General features: G+C 43.0%; 20 protein-coding genes. 9 read left to right on the top strand and 11 right to left on the bottom strand.

Annotated features, from left to right (window positions below; all coding sequences use genetic code 11):
• Window positions 1-11: 11 nt before the first annotated feature.
• Window positions 12-389 carry a hypothetical protein gene (locus tag AC6IB1_RS10835; RefSeq protein ID WP_497569046.1) on the top strand — a complete coding sequence of 126 codons (378 nt, stop codon included), beginning with the start codon at window positions 12-14 and terminating at the stop codon, window positions 387-389.
• On the opposite strand, the gene AC6IB1_RS10830 is transcribed toward AC6IB1_RS10835, so the two are convergent.
• Both AC6IB1_RS10830 and AC6IB1_RS10825 read right to left on the bottom strand, forming a co-directional pair.
• Window positions 386-871: a hypothetical protein gene (locus AC6IB1_RS10830; RefSeq protein ID WP_497569045.1), complete on the bottom strand. Its 486-nt coding sequence runs from the start codon at window positions 869-871 to the stop codon at window positions 386-388. The genes AC6IB1_RS10835 and AC6IB1_RS10830 overlap by 4 nt on opposite strands.
• On the bottom strand, window positions 855-1,652 hold the full coding sequence (locus tag AC6IB1_RS10825) for a winged helix-turn-helix domain-containing protein (RefSeq protein ID WP_497569044.1): 798 nt from the start codon (window positions 1,650-1,652) through the stop codon (window positions 855-857). Before AC6IB1_RS10825 ends, AC6IB1_RS10830 begins: the two co-directional genes overlap by 17 nt.
• A gap of 396 nt (window positions 1,653-2,048) precedes the next feature.
• On the opposite strand from AC6IB1_RS10825, the gene AC6IB1_RS10820 reads away from it, so the two are divergent.
• Complete coding sequence (locus tag AC6IB1_RS10820; protein ID WP_497569043.1) at window positions 2,049-2,330, top strand: hypothetical protein; 282 nt, start codon at window positions 2,049-2,051, stop codon at window positions 2,328-2,330.
• 235 nt (window positions 2,331-2,565) lie between these two features.
• Window positions 2,566-3,147, top strand: coding sequence for a hypothetical protein (locus AC6IB1_RS10815; protein ID WP_497569042.1), 582 nt, complete (start codon window positions 2,566-2,568; stop codon window positions 3,145-3,147).
• Between the two features lie 74 nt (window positions 3,148-3,221).
• Here the strand turns inward: AC6IB1_RS10815 and AC6IB1_RS10810 are convergent, their stop codons facing one another.
• Window positions 3,222-3,626, bottom strand: coding sequence for a hypothetical protein (locus AC6IB1_RS10810; protein ID WP_497569041.1), 405 nt, complete (start codon window positions 3,624-3,626; stop codon window positions 3,222-3,224).
• 183 nt (window positions 3,627-3,809) lie between these two features.
• Between AC6IB1_RS10810 and AC6IB1_RS10805 the strand changes: the two genes are divergently transcribed.
• Entirely contained in the window at window positions 3,810-4,826 is a 1,017-nt protein-coding gene (locus AC6IB1_RS10805) for an anthrax toxin lethal factor-related metalloendopeptidase (RefSeq protein ID WP_497569040.1), read from the top strand.
• 127 nt (window positions 4,827-4,953) lie between these two features.
• On the opposite strand, the gene AC6IB1_RS10800 is transcribed toward AC6IB1_RS10805, so the two are convergent.
• The gene (locus AC6IB1_RS10800) at window positions 4,954-5,730 is read right to left on the bottom strand and encodes an alpha/beta fold hydrolase (protein ID WP_497569039.1); all 777 of its coding nucleotides are present in this window, start codon (window positions 5,728-5,730) and stop codon (window positions 4,954-4,956) included.
• 232 nt (window positions 5,731-5,962) lie between these two features.
• On the opposite strand from AC6IB1_RS10800, the gene AC6IB1_RS10795 reads away from it, so the two are divergent.
• Window positions 5,963-6,748, top strand: coding sequence for a hypothetical protein (locus tag AC6IB1_RS10795; protein WP_497569038.1), 786 nt, complete (start codon window positions 5,963-5,965; stop codon window positions 6,746-6,748).
• A 332-nt stretch (window positions 6,749-7,080) separates the two neighbouring features.
• A complete protein-coding gene (locus tag AC6IB1_RS10790; RefSeq protein ID WP_497569037.1) occupies window positions 7,081-7,866 on the top strand; it encodes a hypothetical protein in 786 nt (261 codons plus the stop codon).
• An 84-nt stretch (window positions 7,867-7,950) separates the two neighbouring features.
• On the opposite strand, the gene gltS is transcribed toward AC6IB1_RS10790, so the two are convergent.
• The 4 genes from gltS to AC6IB1_RS10770 form a co-directional block, all read right to left on the bottom strand.
• A complete protein-coding gene (gene gltS / locus AC6IB1_RS10785; protein WP_497569036.1) occupies window positions 7,951-9,177 on the bottom strand; it encodes a sodium/glutamate symporter in 1,227 nt (408 codons plus the stop codon).
• Window positions 9,178-9,387: 210 nt separating this feature from the next.
• Window positions 9,388-11,190 carry an amidohydrolase gene (locus AC6IB1_RS10780; RefSeq protein ID WP_497569035.1) on the bottom strand — a complete coding sequence of 601 codons (1,803 nt, stop codon included), beginning with the start codon at window positions 11,188-11,190 and terminating at the stop codon, window positions 9,388-9,390.
• Window positions 11,191-11,315: 125 nt separating this feature from the next.
• Window positions 11,316-12,533 carry a divalent metal cation transporter gene (locus AC6IB1_RS10775; RefSeq protein WP_497569034.1) on the bottom strand — a complete coding sequence of 406 codons (1,218 nt, stop codon included), beginning with the start codon at window positions 12,531-12,533 and terminating at the stop codon, window positions 11,316-11,318.
• Window positions 12,534-12,749: 216 nt separating this feature from the next.
• The gene (locus AC6IB1_RS10770; RefSeq protein ID WP_497569033.1) at window positions 12,750-13,634 is read right to left on the bottom strand and encodes a sulfotransferase family protein; all 885 of its coding nucleotides are present in this window, start codon (window positions 13,632-13,634) and stop codon (window positions 12,750-12,752) included.
• A gap of 562 nt (window positions 13,635-14,196) precedes the next feature.
• Between AC6IB1_RS10770 and uvrY the strand changes: the two genes are divergently transcribed.
• From uvrY to pgsA, 3 genes are read left to right on the top strand one after another with little or no spacing between them, the layout of a single operon-like run.
• Window positions 14,197-14,841 carry a UvrY/SirA/GacA family response regulator transcription factor gene (gene uvrY / locus AC6IB1_RS10765; protein WP_005502921.1) on the top strand — a complete coding sequence of 215 codons (645 nt, stop codon included), beginning with the start codon at window positions 14,197-14,199 and terminating at the stop codon, window positions 14,839-14,841.
• Between the two features lie 6 nt (window positions 14,842-14,847).
• Window positions 14,848-16,683, top strand: a complete 1,836-nt coding sequence (gene uvrC / locus AC6IB1_RS10760) for an excinuclease ABC subunit UvrC (protein ID WP_497569128.1) — start codon at window positions 14,848-14,850, stop codon at window positions 16,681-16,683.
• A 42-nt stretch (window positions 16,684-16,725) separates the two neighbouring features.
• Entirely contained in the window at window positions 16,726-17,289 is a 564-nt protein-coding gene (gene pgsA, locus AC6IB1_RS10755; protein WP_497569032.1) for a CDP-diacylglycerol--glycerol-3-phosphate 3-phosphatidyltransferase, read from the top strand.
• 148 nt (window positions 17,290-17,437) lie between these two features.
• Here pgsA and AC6IB1_RS10750 read toward each other — a convergent pair whose 3' ends face one another.
• The 3 genes from AC6IB1_RS10750 to AC6IB1_RS10740 all read right to left on the bottom strand — a co-directional run bounded on the left by AC6IB1_RS10750 (window position 17,438) and on the right by AC6IB1_RS10740 (window position 19,853).
• Window positions 17,438-17,695 carry a DUF4118 domain-containing protein gene (locus AC6IB1_RS10750; protein ID WP_497569031.1) on the bottom strand — a complete coding sequence of 86 codons (258 nt, stop codon included), beginning with the start codon at window positions 17,693-17,695 and terminating at the stop codon, window positions 17,438-17,440.
• Between the two features lie 123 nt (window positions 17,696-17,818).
• A complete protein-coding gene (locus tag AC6IB1_RS10745; RefSeq protein ID WP_497569030.1) occupies window positions 17,819-19,177 on the bottom strand; it encodes an ATP-binding protein in 1,359 nt (452 codons plus the stop codon).
• Between the two features lies 1 nt (window position 19,178).
• Window positions 19,179-19,853: a response regulator gene (locus AC6IB1_RS10740; RefSeq protein ID WP_005502907.1), complete on the bottom strand. Its 675-nt coding sequence runs from the start codon at window positions 19,851-19,853 to the stop codon at window positions 19,179-19,181.
• Window positions 19,854-19,912 lie beyond the last annotated feature (59 nt).

Below are 19,912 nucleotides of genomic sequence, written 5' to 3'. Positions count from 1 at the left end.
TAGGAGTAGGTATGAAGTCACTTCGAGAAATTGTATATAAAACTTTGGTTGAAAATTTAAATGTTTCACCAGGTTTGTTGTCTCGTATTGAGACAAATGAACCTATCAGCATTGAGTTGATGGGTGGAGAGGAAATTTTTATCCATGTAAATGATTCTGTATTGCAAACATTCATTGAAATTCCGTTGAAGGATGCTAGAAGTTTGCGATACAAGGCGCCAAAAATCATCGAGCTAATTCAGGAAGATCCTGAAATGTTCATGAATATTCAGAAAGAAAAGATGGTGCTGGTGACAGAAATTGATAAGAACAAGGTTAGCATAGAAAAAGATCTTTCAGATAAGTTGACACTGTTCAACCGTATGGCATCTGAAATTAAAGTAAATTAATGACCTTCTAAAATAAGAATTTGACCATCATAGAAGAAAAACTTCACTACAATATATTCGTTAGACCAGTGAAGTACTTCTAGAGGATTATAGTTCTCGATAAGCGTTTGAGTTATATTCTTATGGTTGAATAGTTTTAGATTGCTCTCATTGCTTCCTTTATACACATCAATATTGTCAAATGTAAAGTAGTATTGATGTGTGTTTTTTGTTATAATTTCGCCTTCGCCCAATACTTTATAGTAATTTTTTTCATTTCTTCTATCGAGTTCTCGTACAATTATTTCAGTGTTAAATTTATTGTTATCTATGGCAAAATTTATCGCTACATCATGTCGATAACTTTTGTCTAAAGAGACTAGCTCATAACTTGCATCGAAAAAGTGAACATCTCTTTTGTGATTGGTGTAAAAAACAAAAAACAATGTCAACACTGTGATTAATGTTGTAACGGCGTGTATCTTATTAAGTGTGAATTTCATTAACAATAATCTCACTAATTGTTTTCATATCTTTGTTTTTATTTGCTTTAATTACGTAATTCCTACTAATGTTATCACTGGTAATATAGCTAAAAGAGACCGTCTCACCATTCAGCATTATATATAATTTTCGTAATGATATACCCTTAATGCTTAGGGCTGTTAGTACATCATTACCCAGTGCCTCGGCAAATGAAAAATCTGAAGAATAGACATAGATATATTCTTCCTGAAAGCCTAGCCCAGGATAATATTTTTCATTTTTTACAACAAGTGAGGGAAATGCGATCACACTGAGCTGGTAACAGATAAAAATAACTTGTACGGCTATACTAGTCATTATGAGAAACGTTTTGATATTATACTTTTTAGTTTCTAACGTAAATTCATTATGTGTTAAAGAGGGTTGTGATGTTGAGGGAAGATATTGAATGGTGTCAATCACCTCTACAAATTCGCTTTCTAACAGATAACCTTTTTTAGTGATTGTCTTGATGTGCTTTTGACTCTTTCCATCATCATTCAGATAAGCACGTATATTACGAATAGCCTGAGTCAGTGAACTGTCGGACACAAACTTGCCGGGCCAGCCTATTTCCAAAAGCAGATTTTTGTCTATTACTTTCCCCGGATTTTCACATAAGGCAAGTAACACCAAATGCTCATGTGTGCCTATTTTAAGACGTTTTTGTGAGTCTATATCCAGCATAAAGGGGGAATCAACCTCAACGATCTTCCTGTCAATCCTGTACTGTTGCGGTTTCAGATGTGATTTATCCATTATACGTGGCCATTTTTCATAACATCATCATGTTAACATAGTTTAGGAGATCTGGTATTAAAACTTCAATGCGTTGCCGTGTTTTGTTCACAAGAAATTGCGGCAACAATTTTATGAATACGGGTGTTTTTTTGTGGTGAAATGCTGCGCATTCTGAGGCGTTTATTTTCATTGGTGGTGTATTATCACTTGTAGGCACGAAGGAAACTGGCTGGTTAATTATGCGGCGATGCTTTGTGGGTGGGTGTGCCTGGTGAAAATTAGAGAATCAATATGATTCTTTTGCTAAAAAATTTCCTTTCGTTAACATATCTAGAGTTATTGACATAATTGTCTGATATTAGATAATGCGGTTCCTATCCTATGTTCAACTGAATAAACTAAACAGGAGCAACTATGTTACGTATTGCTTTAAGACCTCAAAATTTGACTGCTGTTTGCCAGGCAACAAAGCAAGCAGTACAGAATAAGTTTAATTTTGGATCATCGGTTTCCACAGTGAAAAATTGTTGTAGTGAACGACTTGCAAGTACGCAGCCAATGGCTCAGAACGTTCCTTCTATTGTTGATCGTCTAAAAGCTGCTGTGGAAAGTCATGAAAGAAAGGTTGCCGTAGCCAACCATTATGGTCCGGAAGTTTTGTACCTCTGCGGTAAATTTGAAAAAAATTATCGTTAAGAGTAGTTATAAAAAGGCCAATATTACATCATATTGGCCTTTTATTCTCTCTATACTACTCATGAAAATGCTTTCAGAATCTCACCGTTGAATCTTTCATCTTGCTCGTAATATTTCATATTATCTAACTGGTTGTTCATGCTATTGCTATTTAAGCTGTAAAGATGAACCTTCAGTTTTTAGACGTTATATGATCGGCCCTATAAAAGTTACAACACCAGTACGAATGTCAAATATGATCATTTCTAGTTTGACAAGATATAAGAAGGCATTTAATGTAGTCCGGATTGTTAATTTTAGAAAGCAGGATAAGAAATCTGACTTTTATTCTAAAATAAATTTTGTGAAGACGAAAGGCAAAGAATCTGATGCTCTTACATTTCGTCAGTGCTTAAACCTTCAGAAAAAGGTTGCTCAACCTAGACCACCAGAAACTGCAAAAACATCAGATGTTAGCGCTCTTGCTCGTGAAGCTGCATTTTCCGGTTTGAATCGGGCATTGCAGGCTGGAAAGTTTGATGCAGATACATTTAAAGACCAGTTTGAGTTTTTTTCTACAGGCAGTGGCTCCCTTCGGACCATGATTACAGCCTTACAAGGAACCCGTCAATTTGAACAAGGGTATATGAAAAAAATTGCGGATGAATTGTTATCAACCGAAATATCGGGTGTTAAATTTTCTCAATTTGGTACCTATCCAGGCCCAGCTTCAGATTTGATTTCAGCTGCCTCAAAAAGTGAAATGGAACATATTTTATCAGCGATCGAGACGATATATAAAAGAGTAGAAATGAATCTGATCGGCACTGAAGTTTAATAACCTATAGCAAAAAATCTAATATTCGTTATGAAGCAGTGATTAAAAACCACCCATTGAGGGTGGTTTTTCTGTTACTCACAAATGCTGCGTTGACGAACAAGCTTGGGGCGGCTTGGTTTCTCCGGTGTTTGCGATGCAGCCGGAGCCGTGGCATCCTTCCCATTTTTGCTGGTTTTCTCTACTTTAACCTCAAACTCTGCACCGAAACCAAACACTTCCGCATCCAGGCAAATATTGCGCTCTTTGCCTTCTTTGTGTACGCCAATACCTGCGCCACCAAACGGTGTTTTAATTTTAAATCTACATGCTTTAAACTTAATGCCGTCAATTTCATCAAAGGCAGGGAAATTATCATTGATATTTTGCGAAGAGGTATGCCTTACGCACATTATATCTATACATGTACTTTCAACGACGATTGAACTGTTATTTTGTGTTGTTGAGAGTTCAGGGAGTGATACTGAACGCGGTAACATAAATCTATCCTTTTGGCTATGGTTTATCTGTTTAATTCTTGCATGAAGTCATCTTTCTTTATTCTACTCATTACTATTCATAAAGCCAATGAAGGTGATTGAATCCTGATTCAATAATTATCATTTTAGTGATATCTAATGGTGTGGTAGATCTAGAGCAGGATTTGATGGCGTTTTCCCAATATGATCGAACTTCCAAAAGTTAACATTATTCATACAACAAGCTCCGCATTGAAAAGCGGAGACTTAATCTTTGCTCAGAAAATAGCAAAAATTAAAGTAGAACAATCAAATGAAATATCGAAATATCATTGTTCCTTAAAAAAACTTGATAAAATAAATAAATATAGAGAGGAGAGAGAGGCAAAACTTGCGCTTGTTAACACCCTCATCGAATACGATGCAAACTACCATAGTGAAAAGTTTCTTTTTTGTGATTCCTATGAGAGATTGGTGAAGAACCTTAGACGTGAATTTGATGGTTTATCATTGGATTATATTAATCGTGATTTATGTCTTGAGAAGAAATCTGGCACTATATCGAGTCATGACATGGAAAGTCTGATAAAAATTGTTCGTTCTTCAGATTTTAAGAAGCGCCATATACTGTCAAAGATGGTTACTGTCAATAAGGCGTCTAACATTGATGAACACGCACGTAAGTTAGTGATCAAAGAGCTTGATAAACTTCCTGCTTCATTGATTTTTGAGGCCTATAATCAAGGTATGACAGTGGTGATCACCCATGATGATGTGACAACTTATCGAACTGATTTATTAGATGAGTCTGTTCCTGGTCATGATAGAAGTTCCTGGATAGGTGTGCCAGGTGTTGGTGCATATGATAATAAGGAAACAGTTATCGCACTTAAATTTAATATTAGTAATAAATGCTGGGAAATTCCTGACAATCATGGCTCTTGCAATTTGATACTTCATGAGTTTGGTCACTCGGTAGATAGAATTTTGGGGGTAGCGAGAACAGGAATGATAACCAGCGAAACGAAGAGTTTTTATAGGGCATGGTATGCTGATTTTAACTTACTTGATGGTGATTACTATCAAGGTAATGAGAGTGATGTGGACTTCTATAGACCTCTTGCAGAAAGTTATGCTGAGGCATTTGCATTGACATTTAATGATAATAATGAAATAAAGTGGCCACATATACAAAATTATATAAGAGAGAAATTTATTTGAATTTTACGTGTTATGTATGCCTTCACTATTTTTAATTACACCCAAGCTATTTTATCGTGTTTGATTCAGTAAGGTGACGCCTCTTCGTGTAATTTACTTGGTAGCTTGGGCATATCTAAATTATTGATTAATGTCGCATTAAAAAATCAAGAATGATTTTATTGATTTCCTCATGATGTGTTAAACAGATTCCATGTTTCCCATTTTCGATAACATGTAGTGTTGCGTTATTAATTAATTTTTCTAACGTATAAGCAGCATCAAGAGGGATCCCATCATCACTATCACCATGAATAACAGATACTGGGCACTGTATTTCGCTTAACTTATGGCAAAAATCTTCTCTTTCTATCATTGCTTGCATGGCCAAAGAAATATCTTGTGCATCATAGCTTAACCAAACATCTCGCCATTCATTAGAAACTGCCACATTGTCACCGAAGAACACCTTCAACAGGTATTCAATAGCCTCACGCCTAGATTGATTGGAATGCCAGTTTTTTATCAACTCTTTATAATGCTGTATAATTTCTGGGTTATCTTTGTTTGACTGTGTGGAGATAAGTATCATCCCTTTTACTTTTGGTGAGCTTAATATTGAAAGTCTCTGGGCTATGTATCCTCCCATGGACATCCCGACAACATAATATTCATATATTTCATTTTTTTTCAATATTTCAACAATATCATCAACAAGATCATCAAGTGTGAATGAATGATCACATTTTTTTGTTTTTCCAAAACATCTGAAATCTGGGCATATTACTCTATAGTGATCTGATAATGCATCTATTTGGTGCTTGAACATTCTATGGTTCATGAAAAAACCATGAAGAAAAATAATAGTAGGCTTTTTGTTTTTATCTTGTGGATCACTATCAAAATAAAATAATTTCTCTAACATATTAACTCTAATTGAAATGCACAACAGAAATAACAGTTTTTTGCTGCTAGCTGGGTTTTGTCAAATTATTTTAACTGAAATATTATTATTTAAGTGTCATTTAAATTCATTTGTTGTTCTGTTAATGAAAATATAATTTTCTTGCTGTGTAATGTATTTCATTTTGCGTGTGCATATACACATTTTGTTTGGTAGATCTAGTTCCGTATTTGCTATTTGTAGGTAAACGATAATGCTCAATAATGTAAAGAATAATTTTCGGGCTTTTGGCGTTGATGGTGGTTTTAAAAGTTCTCTTAGTGGTACAGATTGGAGGGCATTTGTTAAAAGTGTTCGTAACACTTGCCTTAAATGTCCTTGGATATTCACGCTTTGCACCAAAAACACAAAGAAAAACGTAGAAAAAGTGGTTTGTATACCTGAAGATTCAAAAAAGAACATCAGTTCCTTTTTGCAATCAAGGGAGAAGATGGACTTCTTTGTTGGTAGCATGGAACTGGATCTTTTACGTGCAAATTATAAGGTTAGCATTGTTGACCATGAGCTTTTCTCTCATCGTGTTGAATCTTCGTTGTGTGAAAGTGAGGCAAATACTCAAAAAGAAAATACAATAGGTGTTTTAAAACAAATTCTTTCCAAGAATCAATATGACTTATTATCAAAGATCGCATGCCAAAATTTAGTGACATTTCTTATTAACAATAAAGGGTTTGAGAATAAATTCTTTGAAAATGGGTGTTTCTTTCTTCCCGATCTTTCAAGTGCAGAAGCAGCGGGTAGATTTATTAGCTCCTCACAAAAATTTGTGATAAATGTTCTTGAAGATAAAACGGTGAATGTAGAATGTAGTTTTAACAGTCGGGATGCAGATATAGAGTATATAGAATCAGTAGCAAATCTGTTGGAATTGGACAATATAACCGGCTTGGATGTTAAAATTTCATTGAATATAAGTAATGAAGCAAGGGTTAAAATTAATGATTTTGATTTAGTTGTTTATGATCTGATGAAAAGGTGATAGTGCGTTGATAACGCTATTATTGTGTATAGAAAGCCTGCTTTTTTATCATAGAGAAGCAGATTTCTTGATAATGGCGTAATATATTGATTCTTATTTGATAAGAAATATGACACTAACATAAATTATCGTTAACGAGATCATCAAGTACGAATGAATTATCACCTTTCTTTGTTAAATAAAATCGAATGTAAGGAGTGTGTTTTTTATTATTTCATTGATCTGTTTTTATAGATATATTTTACGTGTAGAAATATTTTTCTCTCATTATAAAAATAATTAATTTTGATAAAGTTTAATAAATTTTAGCGATGGCTTTGAGGTAAATTATTATGTTCAGTGCTTTAAAAAAAAATGTAGCAAGTGGATTTAATGAGATTGTTAGAATGGGGGAATCTAATAGTAAGAGCATTAGTGAGCTTACAGGAAAAATCATTAGCGTTAAAAATGAACTGAGAGAGACCATTGTAAATGGTGTTGGTTTTATTGATATGAAGATAAGATCAGAGAGATGTATTTATATATCAGAGGAATCAAAGAAAAATATTTGTGAATTTTTTGAATCCTCCAAAAGGGAGGATTTAGTTGGATGTTTTGAAAAGGATTTATTACGTGCGAATTATAAGATTAATGTTATTGGAGAGCCTCTTTTTTCTTGTGAAGTTGGCTCTTCTTCTTGTGAGAATATAAAAAAGAAAGAGGATACCCTAGAAATTTTACAACAACTTCTTTCAGCTGAACAGTATCATTTATTGTCAAAGTTAGCATGTCAAAACTTAGTGACATTTATCATTAACAATAAATCTTTTGAAGATAAAATCGCATCCCAAAAACCCTTTTTATTGCCAGATTTATCAAGCTCAGAAGCGGCAGGAAAGTATATTAGTCGTTCACAAAAATATTTTATAAACATTCTTGAAGACAAAAAAGTAGAATTAGAATGTAGTTTTGATAGTCGAGGTGCAGATAGAGAACATATAGCATCCATAGCTGAATCACTGAAATTGAATAATATAACAGGTTTAGACGTTAAAATTTCCATCACTATTGATGAGATGGCAAAAATTAAAATAAATAATTTTGATTTAAGTGTATATGACCTGCTAAGAAAACAATAACTTTCTATTCTGCCTGCTTCCCCGGTAGCGGCGAAGCAGGCTTTTCTGTATCAGACCATGATATATCTTGCCAATGTTGGAAGCTTAACCAATCAGGCTAAGTGTTGTCTGCAAAATCACAAGGTTAACGATATCAATAAAAAACGCCCCGACGATAGGCACCACCATGAAGGCCTGTGGCGAAGGGCCAAACCGGTTTACTACGGATCCCATGTTCATGACGGCCGTGGGTGTTGCGCCTAAGCCAAAGCCACAATGGCCGCTGGCAATTACTGCGGCATCGTAATTTTTACCCATGACCCGGTAAGTCACGAAATAGGTGAAAAGTGCCAGTATCAGAGACTGCACCATCAAAATTACCAGGAATGGTAGTGCCAAATCCAGGATGTTCCAGAGCTTCAGACTCATTAAGGCCATGGCCAGAAACAGCGCCAGTGATACTGTACCCAAAATATCGACAGTTTCGATATCCATTTTTCTTGCGTTGGTAACTTCAAGCACATTGGTGATGACCACGCCAATAAAAAGGGCATAAACAAAATCTGGGATCATCAGCCAGCTGATCTCGAAGCTGCTTACCCACTGTTCAAGGTATTTTGCGCCACCCACACAGATTAACAGGACAAACAGGGTTTCGATCACTTTCTTCGCCGTCACTTTTTCCTGTTCATTTTCGTTGTAAGTCACCAGCTCCGGAAATTGTTCATGTGAGTTTTCAGTACTACCGTACTGGGACGTGAGTGTGTTCTTTTCGATCAGCCGCTGGGCCACTGGTGTGCCGATAATGCCACCCATGACTAAGCCAAAGGTCGCCGATGCCATGGCAACTTCCAGGACGTTTTCCAACCCGTAAACATCCTGGAAAGTCTGGGACCAGGCTGCACCTGTGCCGTGGCCACCGGATAAGGTAATGGACCCGGCAATCAACCCCATCAATGGATCAAGACCAAACGCGGTCGCCATCGAAATACCTATGCCGTTTTGCACGACGATATACACGGAGGCAATGGCAAGAAAAATAAAGACTTTTGCACCGCCTTTTACAAGCTGGGTGTAGTTGGCTGCCAAACCTACAGTGGCAAAGAACATCAGCATAAACGTATGTTGCAGTGGTAAATTGAACTCCAGGTCAATGCCCTTGAAATGGAGCACAGTGATACCTGCGGCGACAACTAAGCCACCTACAATGGGTTCAGGAATGTTGAATTTCTTAAATGTGGGTATCCAGGCGTTGATAACATGCCCAAGTAAAAGAACAAAAATGGCAATCAGTAAGGATTCAATGACGCCGACAGAAATGAGTTGATTCATACAGCCTCTGTGGTTCCATCATCTCCCAGAACGCAATACGGGTCCTTAACCGCTGCGCTGGGGGGCTACGACATGATCGACGTTATCGCATATTGTTGAACAGGATGACAAGTCTATCCGATGAAAATTATTGCGCTTTTTGTGTCTTACTGGAGAAAAGTAAGCGGACAATGCATTCGCTTGTCCGCGTTGGATCTCTGGTTTGTTTAATCAGTGCTTATGGGGAATAAGCCCGGCAATCATCATGGTGTGTGATGCTAATTTTTGGCACAGTTTGGATTCAGCGCAGCTTTGCACAGCGGCTTGGTCGCCAGCTTTGGTGTAAATCATCTTTCCGTGCTTGATGGTGGCTAACACGGAGATATCTGCCAGCTTGAGTGGATCGATCTTGAGAGGGTTGTCTGAAAGTAATACCAAGTCGGCCACTTTTCCAACTTCGATAGATCCTTTGGTCGTTTCCTCAAAATGTTGATAGGCTGACCAGATAGTCTGCGCTTTCAATGCCGTCATTGCGGAGACACGCTGATCTTTACCCAGAACACGACCACTGCGTGTAATCCGGTTTACTGTCGCGGAGTAAACGCGCATCGAATCCGGGAAGGCAACAGGGGCGTCGTGATGAGAGGTGAATATCATTCCTCGATCCAGTGCCCAGCCCGTCGGAGAGATGTTTTCAGCCCGCGCATCCCCAAGTACGGATTGCGCATGCCAATCTCCCCAATAAAAGGTGTGCATGGGGAAAAACGAAGGGATCACGTTGAGTTCTTTAAAGGCCTGTACCTGATCTTCACGTGCAGTTTGGGCATGAATAGCAACAAAACGGCGCGCTTTCGGACCAAACTTTTCTGTCGCCTTTCGCATTGCACGGATGTATTGATCAAGTGAGGCATCGCCATTGGCGTGTGTTAACAATTGCCAGCCATTTTCCATCGCCATACTGACATACTTTTCTGCCTCTTTATCAGACATGACGGGATAACCGCGGTAGTCTGCATTTTGTCCGTCAGGCGGCACTTTGTAGGGTTTGGTCAGCCAGGCGGTTTTCCCTTGTGGCGAGCCATCCAGGGTGAGTTTCGCGCCGCCCAGACGGAAACCGTTGGTGTAATACTTACTGAGATAAGGCGGTTTTAGGATGTCAGTACCCATCTGGATGTCGGTGTACGCGACGACATCGATAGGCAGGGGAGATTTCTGGGCAATCTCATACATGGTCTTGACGCTGTCTGACATGGCGCGCCCTTCCTGTGCGGTGGTGTAGCCGTATTTGGCATACAACTTCATACCGGCACGGAATAGCATTTCATTGTCTTCAGGACTTATTTGGTTGAACAAGGGGATCAGCGCGCTGAAGTAGGCCGATTCTTCCAGCACACCATTTGGCTCATCACTGCCTTTTTCACGGCGGATCATGCCACCCGGCGGGTTTTTGCTCTTGGCCGTGATGTTCATCATTTCCAGCGCTTTGCTGTTCATGACCCCAATATGACCAGACTGGTGAATAATCAGTACGGGCATGTCGGTGGACACCTTATCCAAATCAAAGCGGGTGGGGTGCATTTTCTCTTTCAGCTGGGAGTCGTCGTAACCAAAGCCGATAATAAATCCCTGTGCTTTGTTTACTGGGACTTCCGCCCATTTTCTCAGTGCCTCCTGCAATGTCACGATGTCGGTTACGGGACCATCCGGCGGGGAGAGCAGGTTGGCAGACACCGCCTGCAAACCGGTATTCACCACGTGGCCATGGGCATCGATAAAGCCAGGGATCATCGTCAGCCCTTTCAAATCGACCACCTTGGTTCTATCGCCTTTCAGGCGCAATACATCATTATTTTCACCCACGGCCAGAATCTTGCCATTCGCTATGGCAACCGCCTGTGCTTCAGGTTGGGCATCATTGACGGTGATGATCTGCGCGTTGTGATAAATGGTATCAGCAAAAGGCTTGGTGGGGCTGGTCGCGGAGACGTTAAAGGCGATGAGTAACGCAGAAAGGGGGAGGATTAAAACTTTCATGGAGACTCCTTAGTAAAACGAAGCGGGAAATGCCCGCCTCGTGTATGCAACCGGTTGGAATCAGTGTATGTGCTGTTTTCGCGAAGCGTCGTCCAGAATTTGCACCATTCCCCTTTTTATATCGCTCAGGCGCCAATGAATCTGGCAATAAAGCCCTGCACGTTGCCTAAACTTGCAATCGCCATGATAACCACGATGATTGCGCCAGTGACAGTCAGGTATACCGGGTGTTTGTATTCGCCGACAATGTCTTTGCGTCGGGTCGCGGCAAGAACAAAACCTAATACCACGGGAAGAATGATGCTGTTCACCAGACCTGCCAGCATCAGCAACAGGATAGGCATGTCCATCAGTACGGTGCCAACACTGGTCAGAATGATAAAGCCACAGCACCACGCTTTCTCATTGCGTGCAACGACCGGGAACAGGGTTTTGATAAGGGAAATGGCCATGTAGGAGTTGCCGACCACAGAGGTAATTGAGGCCACAAAAAGCACCAGCCCAAAGATAAAATAACCCACTTCACCTGCGCCCTGGCGGAAAGCGTCTGCTGCCGGGTTTGAGGTATCCAGAACAGCACCGGCTGCAATCACACCAAATACAGCCAAGAACAGCAGAATACGGATAATCACTGCAATAGAAATCCCTGCCCATGCCGCCTTATTGATGTGGGGGACATTCTCTTTGCCCTGTAAGCCAATATCGACCAGACGTTGTGCACCTGTGTAATAACCGCCTACTGCGCCGCCGACAATGGTCAGTGTTGGCAGCAGAAGATTGCCCATATCAGAAGGCATCACGGCAGCAGTGAGGGTTTCCCCCATTGGTGGCAGGCTGGTCATGGCAACATAGGCAATCAATATAATCATAAACAAGCCAAGGTACCGGGCCATCTGGTCCATGCGTTTTGAGGCGTTGTGAACGACGAACAGCAGGCATCCTGCCACGCCGGTAAACAGGGCACCCCAGGTAGTATCAACGCCAGTCAATACGTTAATCCCCAGCGCAGAACCACTGACGTTGCCAAAGTTGAAGGCAACTGCTCCTAAAGCCAGCAAAATACCGATGAAGTAACCCGCTCCCGGCGCAATTTTATTGGCTATGTCTTGGATACGAAGGCCAGATACACCCACGATTCGCCACAGGTTCATCACGATGCCGAAAGTGATGAACATGGATGCGAATACAGGAAACGCCATGTCGACGTTGTAGATGTTGGTGAATACTGCGGTTTGCGTCAGAAAGCCTGGGCCAACGGAAGTGGTTGCCATCAAAAAGGCAACGCTGAAAATAGCTTTTGATTGCCAGTTTGTTGAGAGGTGGGTGTGTACTTTTGCTGTCATGCCGAATCCAGATTTTGTTGTCTTCCTACTTATAAAAAAACAGAAAAACAACTGACCGAGATCAGCTGAGTGAAAGCCGTTAAGCTCTTGAAAAGTATCGCCCTTGTGAGCGCTCTTTTTTGCTGGGCGCGAATATTAATGGTAAGGCAAAGCCAAGTCAATCACCGAATCGCATAAATTTCACAGGCAGCCCATTGAAAGCAATATTCTGTGTTGTCAAAATGCCGGGCACCAGGTGTACACCGTGTTCACATCTGTCGCAGGCATCCTCAGTACGTTGTTGCTGCACCGAATATTATTTTGCCTGAGCGCGGCATTGACCGTCTCACTTACGGGCAATTCAGCGAAATCAAGCACCCGGGCAATGGTCTGATCTGGTGCGCTGACAAAGTCTTCATACTGGATAGTCAACACATCCAGATCCAACTCAGACGCTTCACGTTTGGCAGTTTGGAGCAGTTTGTTTAACTGGAACGCTGTCCCTGCCACCGGGTGTCCCCTGAGTTGGTCATATTGGGCCAATTCCTTGAGTGAATAGGCGCCTCGCCACCATAGCAAATGTTTGCTCTGATACTCCCATTCTTCGTTAGACAGCATGGAGTGCACAGTTGATGCAGGGTCGCGGCTGATATAAATGAACTTGGCATCCGGAAAAAGGCTGTGCAGGAAACAAAGGCGGGCAGGGCCGGTAAATTTCAGCGCCAGCCGACTTTTTTGAGAAAGTGCGACCCGCTTGCCCAGGATGTCGCGTAGGGTGGAAATTTCCAACGGTGTTGCATGTTTTCCCCGGGCAAATCCACTATAGAAATCGATTTCATCTCGGGTGTTTTCGTCCCAGAAATGTGTTGCTTCTGAGGGGGATGGTGAAAACTCCCTGACCAAGTCGCCAAGAAAAGAACGGATGTTCAATGCGTTGTTTCGACATTGACATTTGTGCCTGAACAAACGGTGTTCCAGCCCAGATTTAGGATGCTTGTTAAAACGCTCATCAAGCCAGCAAAATGCCTCGTGATAGAAAATAATGTCAGAAATCAGAGTCACTCCGGAACGCGGAGGACCAAGAAAAATAACGGGTTGGTTCAACGACGATACGTGGCGCATAACAATACTCCTTCTCTCATTTAATCAAGAAAGAGCAATTACAATGCCAATGCAGTTAACGCATTAATTCATAGAGATAGAGCGGTATGTCGTACGGGGTGTCATCTTGGGTTGCAAAATGAAAAGCCTTGCGTCATGTCGGATTGTGCGCTTTGCGATGATGAGTTTTTTAACAGGGTAGGCGAAAAAGTGAACCCAAGAGGCAGATTTCTCTGCTCAATGTGTCATCAAACGATAATGACAGACTTAAAAAAGCATAAAATATGACGATTGAGAACATCTTGATGTTGACGTTTTCAGACATCAGTCCGGGGCGATGGCATTTAGATTTATGAACCAGGATTTTGTGTTTTTGGAGAAATTTTCTCCTTTTTTCATGCGGTGACGTAAATTAAGACATCGGACTGATTGATTTATTGCAGGTTGGCTATAAAAACATGCACTCTTACACAGAATCAATGTGTTCGGTCTTTTATTGTTAGGTTAAACTCAAGTAAGATGCATCAAAAGTCGAGCGCCATCCCGGCGCATGGCGAGCCAAAATCATAGTGGAGATACAAGCTTGATTAGTGTTTTCCTTGTAGATGATCACGAGCTGGTTCGCACAGGGATACGTCGTCTTCTCGAAGATGAACGTGGTGTAAAAGTGGTAGGGGAAGCCGAAAGCGGTGAGGAAGCTGTCAAATGGTGTCGCAGTAATCATGCCGACATTATTTTGATGGACATGAATATGCCTGGTATTGGCGGTTTGGAAGCAACACGAAAGCTTCTTCGCTATAACCCAGATGCGAAGATAATTGTCCTGACAATTCATACTGAAAACCCATTTCCAACCAAGGTGATGCAAGCTGGTGCAGCTGGATACCTGACTAAAGGTGCTGGTGCAAACGAAATGGTGAATGCCATTCGTGCGGTGAGCAGTGGCCAACGCTACATTTCGCCTGAAATTGCACAGCAAATGGCCCTGAGCCAGTTTTCTCCAGCACAGGAGAACCCTTTCAAAAACCTGTCTGAACGTGAACTTCAGATCATGTTGATGATTACGAAAGGACAAAAAGTGACCGACATTTCTGAGCAGCTGAACCTGAGCCCTAAGACGGTAAACAGTTATCGCTACCGTTTGTTCAGTAAACTGGGTATCAATGGTGACGTTGAACTGACCCATCTTGCTATTCGACATGGTATGCTAGACACAGAAACACTTTAATAACGCCTGTTAGCTGTGTTTGACGCCAAAAACTTCCTAAAAACAGTCTCCGACAAGCCCGGTGTCTATCGAATGATGGACGCCTCAGGAGAAATTATTTACGTCGGCAAAGCCAAATCTCTCAAGAAGCGGCTTTCCAGCTATTTTCGTGCCAATGTCTCGGGTGAGAAAACGCGTGCTTTGGTGAAAAATATCGCCAATGTGGAAGTGACGATCACCCACACTGAAACAGAGGCGCTGATCCTTGAGCATAACCTCATCAAACAGCATTTACCGCGCTATAACGTGCTGTTGCGTGATGATAAGTCCTATCCGTACATCTTTCTTTCTGCCAGCAAGCACCCAAGACTTTCGGTTCACCGTGGAGCGAAAAAGCGTAAAGGAGAATATTTCGGGCCATTTCCCGATGCCGGTGCGGTAAGGCAAAGCCTTTACCTGTTGCAGAAAATCTTTCCTGTTCGCCAATGTGAAGACTCGGTTTACGCCAACCGTACCCGTCCGTGCTTGATGTATCAAATCAAGCGCTGCGCGGGCCCGTGCGTGAAAGGCATTATCACTGATGAAGAGTATGCAGAACTGGTGAACTTTACTCGTTTGTTCTTACAGGGCAAAGACAGACAGGTGATTGCGACGTTGGTGGAGAAAATGGAATCCGCCAGCCAGTCACTGGCGTTTGAGAAGGCAGCACAGTATCGCGACCAGATCCAGGCATTGCGCCGTGTCCAGGAGCAGCAGTTTGTATCGCAGGACAGCGATGACGATCTGGATGCCATTGGTGTGTCGATTGAAAATGGTATCGCCTGTATCCATGTGCTGTTTTTACGTCAGGGTAAGGTATTGGGCAGCCGCAGTTATTTCCCGAAAATGCCGACCGATACCGGTGTGAATGAATTGGTATCGAGTTTTATTGGCCAGTTCTATATCAAACAGGCAGAGGGAAACACGATACCTTCCAGCATCCTGATCAGTCAGGACTTGGGGGAGGAACTGCATTCGCTGGCAACGGCCCTGTCAGAGATCGCAGGCCGCAAAGTGAGTGTGCAATGTAAGCCACGAGGTACACGTGCCCGATTCCTTAAACTGGCGCAAACCAACGCCGCGACGGCATTGACCAGTAAAATTAACCACAAAATGACCATCCATAACCGTTTTTCTGTGCTTTCAGACACTCTGGATCTGGAGCCAGTGAAACGGATGGAATGTTTTGATATCAGCCATACCATGGGTGAGCAAACCGTGGCATCGTGTGTGGTGTTTAATCATGACGGACCGCTCAAACAGGAATACCGCCGTTACAACATTACCGGCATTACCGGCGGTGATGATTATGCCGCCATGGCACAGGTGCTGGAGCGCCGTTACAGTAAACAGGTCGATCCGGATAAGATCCCGGACATCATTTTGATTGATGGCGGTAAAGGCCAGTTAAACCGTGCGTGGGAGGTGGTGAAGCCCCTCATGGCCGACTGGCCAAAACATCCGTTAATGTTAGGGGTAGCAAAAGGAACCACGCGGCGTCCCGGCCTTGAAACTCTGATCAAAGTGTCTGGTGAGGAATTTTCGCTGCCTTCTGACTCCCCGGCACTGCACCTTATCCAACATATCCGGGATGAAAGCCACAACCATGCAATTTCAGGACACCGTGCTAAACGCGCCAAAGTGCGGAAGAGCAGTGTGTTAGAGGAGATTGAAGGTGTCGGGCCCAAACGCCGTCAGGCGCTGTTAAAATACCTCGGTGGAATTCAGGAACTTAAACGGGCTTCTGTTGAAGAAATCGCCAAAGTGCCTGGTATCAGCCGTGTTTTAGCCGAGAAGATTCATTCGTCATTGCAACAGCTGTGACTTTCAAGCAACATAGGCCGTTACTCACAAAAAATTATAATTATGCGACTGAATATCCCCATTATCCTGACCCTGATACGTATTGCGCTCATTCCCGTTTTTGTCATCGCGTTTTATCTCCCTTACCCATGGTCTGCGTTCGCTGCTGCCCTGATTTTTGTTATTGCCGGAGCTACGGATTGGCTGGATGGTTACCTTGCCCGCTCCCTTGGACAAACTACCCGTTTCGGTGCATTTCTAGACCCGGTAGCCGACAAGGTGATGGTCGCGATTGCATTGGTGCTTATCGCTGAATATTACAGCTCTATTTGGGTCACTATTCCTGCGGCCACGATGATTGCCCGAGAAGTGATCATCTCCGCGTTGCGTGAGTGGATGGCGGAACTGGGTAAGCGCGCCAGTGTGGCCGTTTCCTGGGTGGGGAAATTTAAAACTGCTGCGCAAATGTTTGCACTGACCATGCTGCTTTGGCGTGAGAATGAGTGGATCATTTATGTCGGTTATACTGCCCTTTATATTGCCACTGCACTGACCTATTGGTCGATGTATCAATATTTGCTGGCGGCGAAAGATGACTTGCTGAACTCGGACGACGATAAGTCTTAGCGTGAACCGGACAAAGATGAAAAGGCCAGCAATATTCCATTGTTGGCCTTTTTTGCATTGGTTATTGGGTCTGTTGACCTTTAGCAGAACCCTTCGGGCAGCGTTTGTGGGAACTTTCTCCTGCGTTTTCATTCAATTGGGGAAAATATTATCTCAATGTGGTCAGGTTACCAATAATGCCCGCCAACGGTGTTCGTAGATCGTGCGACACAGAGAGAAGGATCTGGTTTCGCAATTGAACCTGTTTTAACTCGTTTTGTTTATTTTGGTATCTTTGCGCGAGTGTGTTGATTGAAAACGCAGTGATGATAAACACACAAAGGTTGGCGATATCTTCCGCGTGAAACATCTGGAAAGAATAGCGCGGCTGGGTAAAGAGTAAGTTAAAGCATAACGCTTCAGCCAATGTGCCGTCATAATAAGAAACACTACAACTTATCAGGAGTGGAAACTCTAGCAGAAGCAATCTGGGGATGCGCGTAAAAAATGCGTAAAAAAGCTCTGTGAGAACAGGGCTTTTAAGGAGGGGTTATCGCTGTGGCGGGAAGGTCATCATAAAGGCTGCGCCTTCTAAATCTTGTGAGTCAATCACACGGATCTTACCGCCATAACTGGCGACAATCTCATCGCAGACAGCGAGACCAATGCCTGTTCCCGGATTGAGTTGGTCAGCACGTACGCCGCGTTGGAATATCGACTCTTTGTGGGCATCAGCCACACCCGGCCCATCGTCTTCTATGATAAGCATATAACCGTGGTCTCCCTGTTGGGCGGTGATCCTGATGGTTGTCAGGGTAAACCGGTATGCATTTTCCAGCAGGTTGCCCAACAGCTCCGTAAGGTCAGATTTGTTCAGCGGCAGTGATGGTGACCCTTCAAGCTGGTAACGCACATCGACCTGCTTATTGTCGTATATTTTGGCGAACATTCCCGTCAGGCTGTCGAGAACCGGGCGAAGTTCGGTTTTTTCCCTAACCAGACCAGATTGTCCTAGCAGTGCCCGCTTAAGCTGATATTGCACCATGTCATCCATCTGGCTGACTTGCTCTATAATCCGTTTGCTCATCGCTTCGCGGCTCAGGCTGGCATCATCCAAAAGTGCATTGGTTGCGGCTAAGCGGCTTTTCAGACTGTGCGCCAAATCGTCCATGGCGTGCCGGTAGCGTTGGGTTTGTTCTTCGCGCAGCGTTATCATACGGTTCAGGGCATCTGTCACTTCGCCCAACTCTTTGGGGTAGTTATCGCCCAGTTTTTCGCGGCGGGATTCTGCAATCTCATTGAGTTCCCCAGCCAGTTTACGCAAAGGACTAAAGCTCCAATAGGAGGCGGCATAGAGTAACCCCGTTGCGATGGTAAAGAGCAAGCCCATATAGAGCCAGGTCTTCCGTTTTATTTGGGCAAGGTTTTCCAGTTGCTTACTGACTTCGCGCAAAACGAAAAAGGACTCTTCGGTTGAATAGGTTGCTTCTGAGATCACATGAACAACGTATGGAAAGCCTTTGTAGTCAATCAGATCGGGGCCTTTTAGGCCGAAAGGGACGATGTTACACACATCCCCCATGTTGTTGTTGCGTGCCGCGGAGGACATCCAGGAGGTGGTGCCATTTTGCCCGCAGATAAAAGCAAGGTATTTAGAAGGCTTGCTGACAGTGACAGGCGGGTCTTTAGGTGGGGTATTATCGTTGTTGAGCATCAGCATATTATCACGCTGGAGTTCGCCAATAATGCTTGGGACTTCGGTCACTAGATTCGTCGAATACATGGCGATATAGTTTTTGACATATATTTCATTGATCACAACGCCCAACGCCAGGGAAAACACCATAATGATGCTAATAGAGGTGACGATGACCCGCTTGTGGATTTCGGGCATCATTTTCCGTGCCATACTAACTGACCTGCAGTTCGAAAATATAACCCTGACCGCGTACGGTAGAAATCGGATTTTCCTGACCGGCCTGTGTCAGCTTTTTACGTAGACGGCTCATCATCACTTCAATGGTATTCGGGTCGCCTTCCTGATCCTGATACAGCACGTCCAGTAAGCGTTGCTTTGATACTACCTGTCGGTTATAGCGGACCAGATACTCCAGCAAGTCATATTCAAAGGCCGTGAGCTCGACAGACTGTCCGTCGATAGACACCTTTTTAGCAAGCAAATCGATAGTAATCTTACCGGCACGGATTTCCGGTTTTACAAAACCCGCGCTGCGGCGAACCAGCGCATTAAGGCGTGCAACCAGTTCTTCTTTCTGGAACGGCTTGACCAGATAATCATCAGCCCCGGCATCCAGCCCGGAGACTTTATCCTGCCAGTTGGCACGGCCAGTGAGGATCAGAATGGGCATGCGAATGTCTGCGCGGCGAATGTCGCGGATAAGGCTAAGCCCATCTCTGTCGGGCAAGCCCAAATCCACAATGGCGATATCGTTAGGGTATTCTTTGGCAACGAACAGGCCTTCATAGGCTGTTTGTGCGCAATGCACCTGATGACCAAGTTCTGATAACTCGGTTTTCAAATGATGACTGAGCAGTGGGTCGTCTTCGACAATAAGAATGCGCATTAACCGTGACCTTCTACGACTGTTTCGTTCTGCTTCCCAGCCCAATGAAACTTGCACTG

This window comes from Grimontia sp. THUN1695 (assembly GCF_059704325.2).
This window is presented reverse-complemented; position numbering and strand designations above follow the sequence as displayed.

Excerpts from the sequence above, each read along its gene's own strand:
- AC6IB1_RS10835 (WP_497569046.1), top strand. The coding sequence starts at position 12 with ATGAAGTCACTTCGAGAAATTGTATATAAAACTTTGGTTGAAAATTTA.
- AC6IB1_RS10830 (WP_497569045.1), bottom strand. The coding sequence starts at position 871 with ATGAAATTCACACTTAATAAGATACACGCCGTTACAACATTAATCACA.
- AC6IB1_RS10825 (WP_497569044.1), bottom strand. The coding sequence starts at position 1,652 with ATGGATAAATCACATCTGAAACCGCAACAGTACAGGATTGACAGGAAG.
- AC6IB1_RS10820 (WP_497569043.1), top strand. The coding sequence starts at position 2,049 with ATGTTACGTATTGCTTTAAGACCTCAAAATTTGACTGCTGTTTGCCAG.
- AC6IB1_RS10815 (WP_497569042.1), top strand. The coding sequence starts at position 2,566 with ATGATCATTTCTAGTTTGACAAGATATAAGAAGGCATTTAATGTAGTC.
- AC6IB1_RS10810 (WP_497569041.1), bottom strand. The coding sequence starts at position 3,626 with ATGTTACCGCGTTCAGTATCACTCCCTGAACTCTCAACAACACAAAAT.
- AC6IB1_RS10805 (WP_497569040.1), top strand. The coding sequence starts at position 3,810 with ATGATCGAACTTCCAAAAGTTAACATTATTCATACAACAAGCTCCGCA.
- AC6IB1_RS10800 (WP_497569039.1), bottom strand. The coding sequence starts at position 5,730 with ATGTTAGAGAAATTATTTTATTTTGATAGTGATCCACAAGATAAAAAC.
- AC6IB1_RS10795 (WP_497569038.1), top strand. The coding sequence starts at position 5,963 with ATGCTCAATAATGTAAAGAATAATTTTCGGGCTTTTGGCGTTGATGGT.
- AC6IB1_RS10790 (WP_497569037.1), top strand. The coding sequence starts at position 7,081 with ATGTTCAGTGCTTTAAAAAAAAATGTAGCAAGTGGATTTAATGAGATT.
- gltS (WP_497569036.1), bottom strand. The coding sequence starts at position 9,177 with ATGAATCAACTCATTTCTGTCGGCGTCATTGAATCCTTACTGATTGCC.
- AC6IB1_RS10780 (WP_497569035.1), bottom strand. The coding sequence starts at position 11,190 with ATGAAAGTTTTAATCCTCCCCCTTTCTGCGTTACTCATCGCCTTTAAC.
- AC6IB1_RS10775 (WP_497569034.1), bottom strand. The coding sequence starts at position 12,533 with ATGACAGCAAAAGTACACACCCACCTCTCAACAAACTGGCAATCAAAA.
- AC6IB1_RS10770 (WP_497569033.1), bottom strand. The coding sequence starts at position 13,634 with ATGCGCCACGTATCGTCGTTGAACCAACCCGTTATTTTTCTTGGTCCT.
- pgsA (WP_497569032.1), top strand. The coding sequence starts at position 16,726 with ATGCGACTGAATATCCCCATTATCCTGACCCTGATACGTATTGCGCTC.
- AC6IB1_RS10745 (WP_497569030.1), bottom strand. The coding sequence starts at position 19,177 with ATGGCACGGAAAATGATGCCCGAAATCCACAAGCGGGTCATCGTCACC.
- AC6IB1_RS10740 (WP_005502907.1), bottom strand. The coding sequence starts at position 19,853 with ATGCGCATTCTTATTGTCGAAGACGACCCACTGCTCAGTCATCATTTG.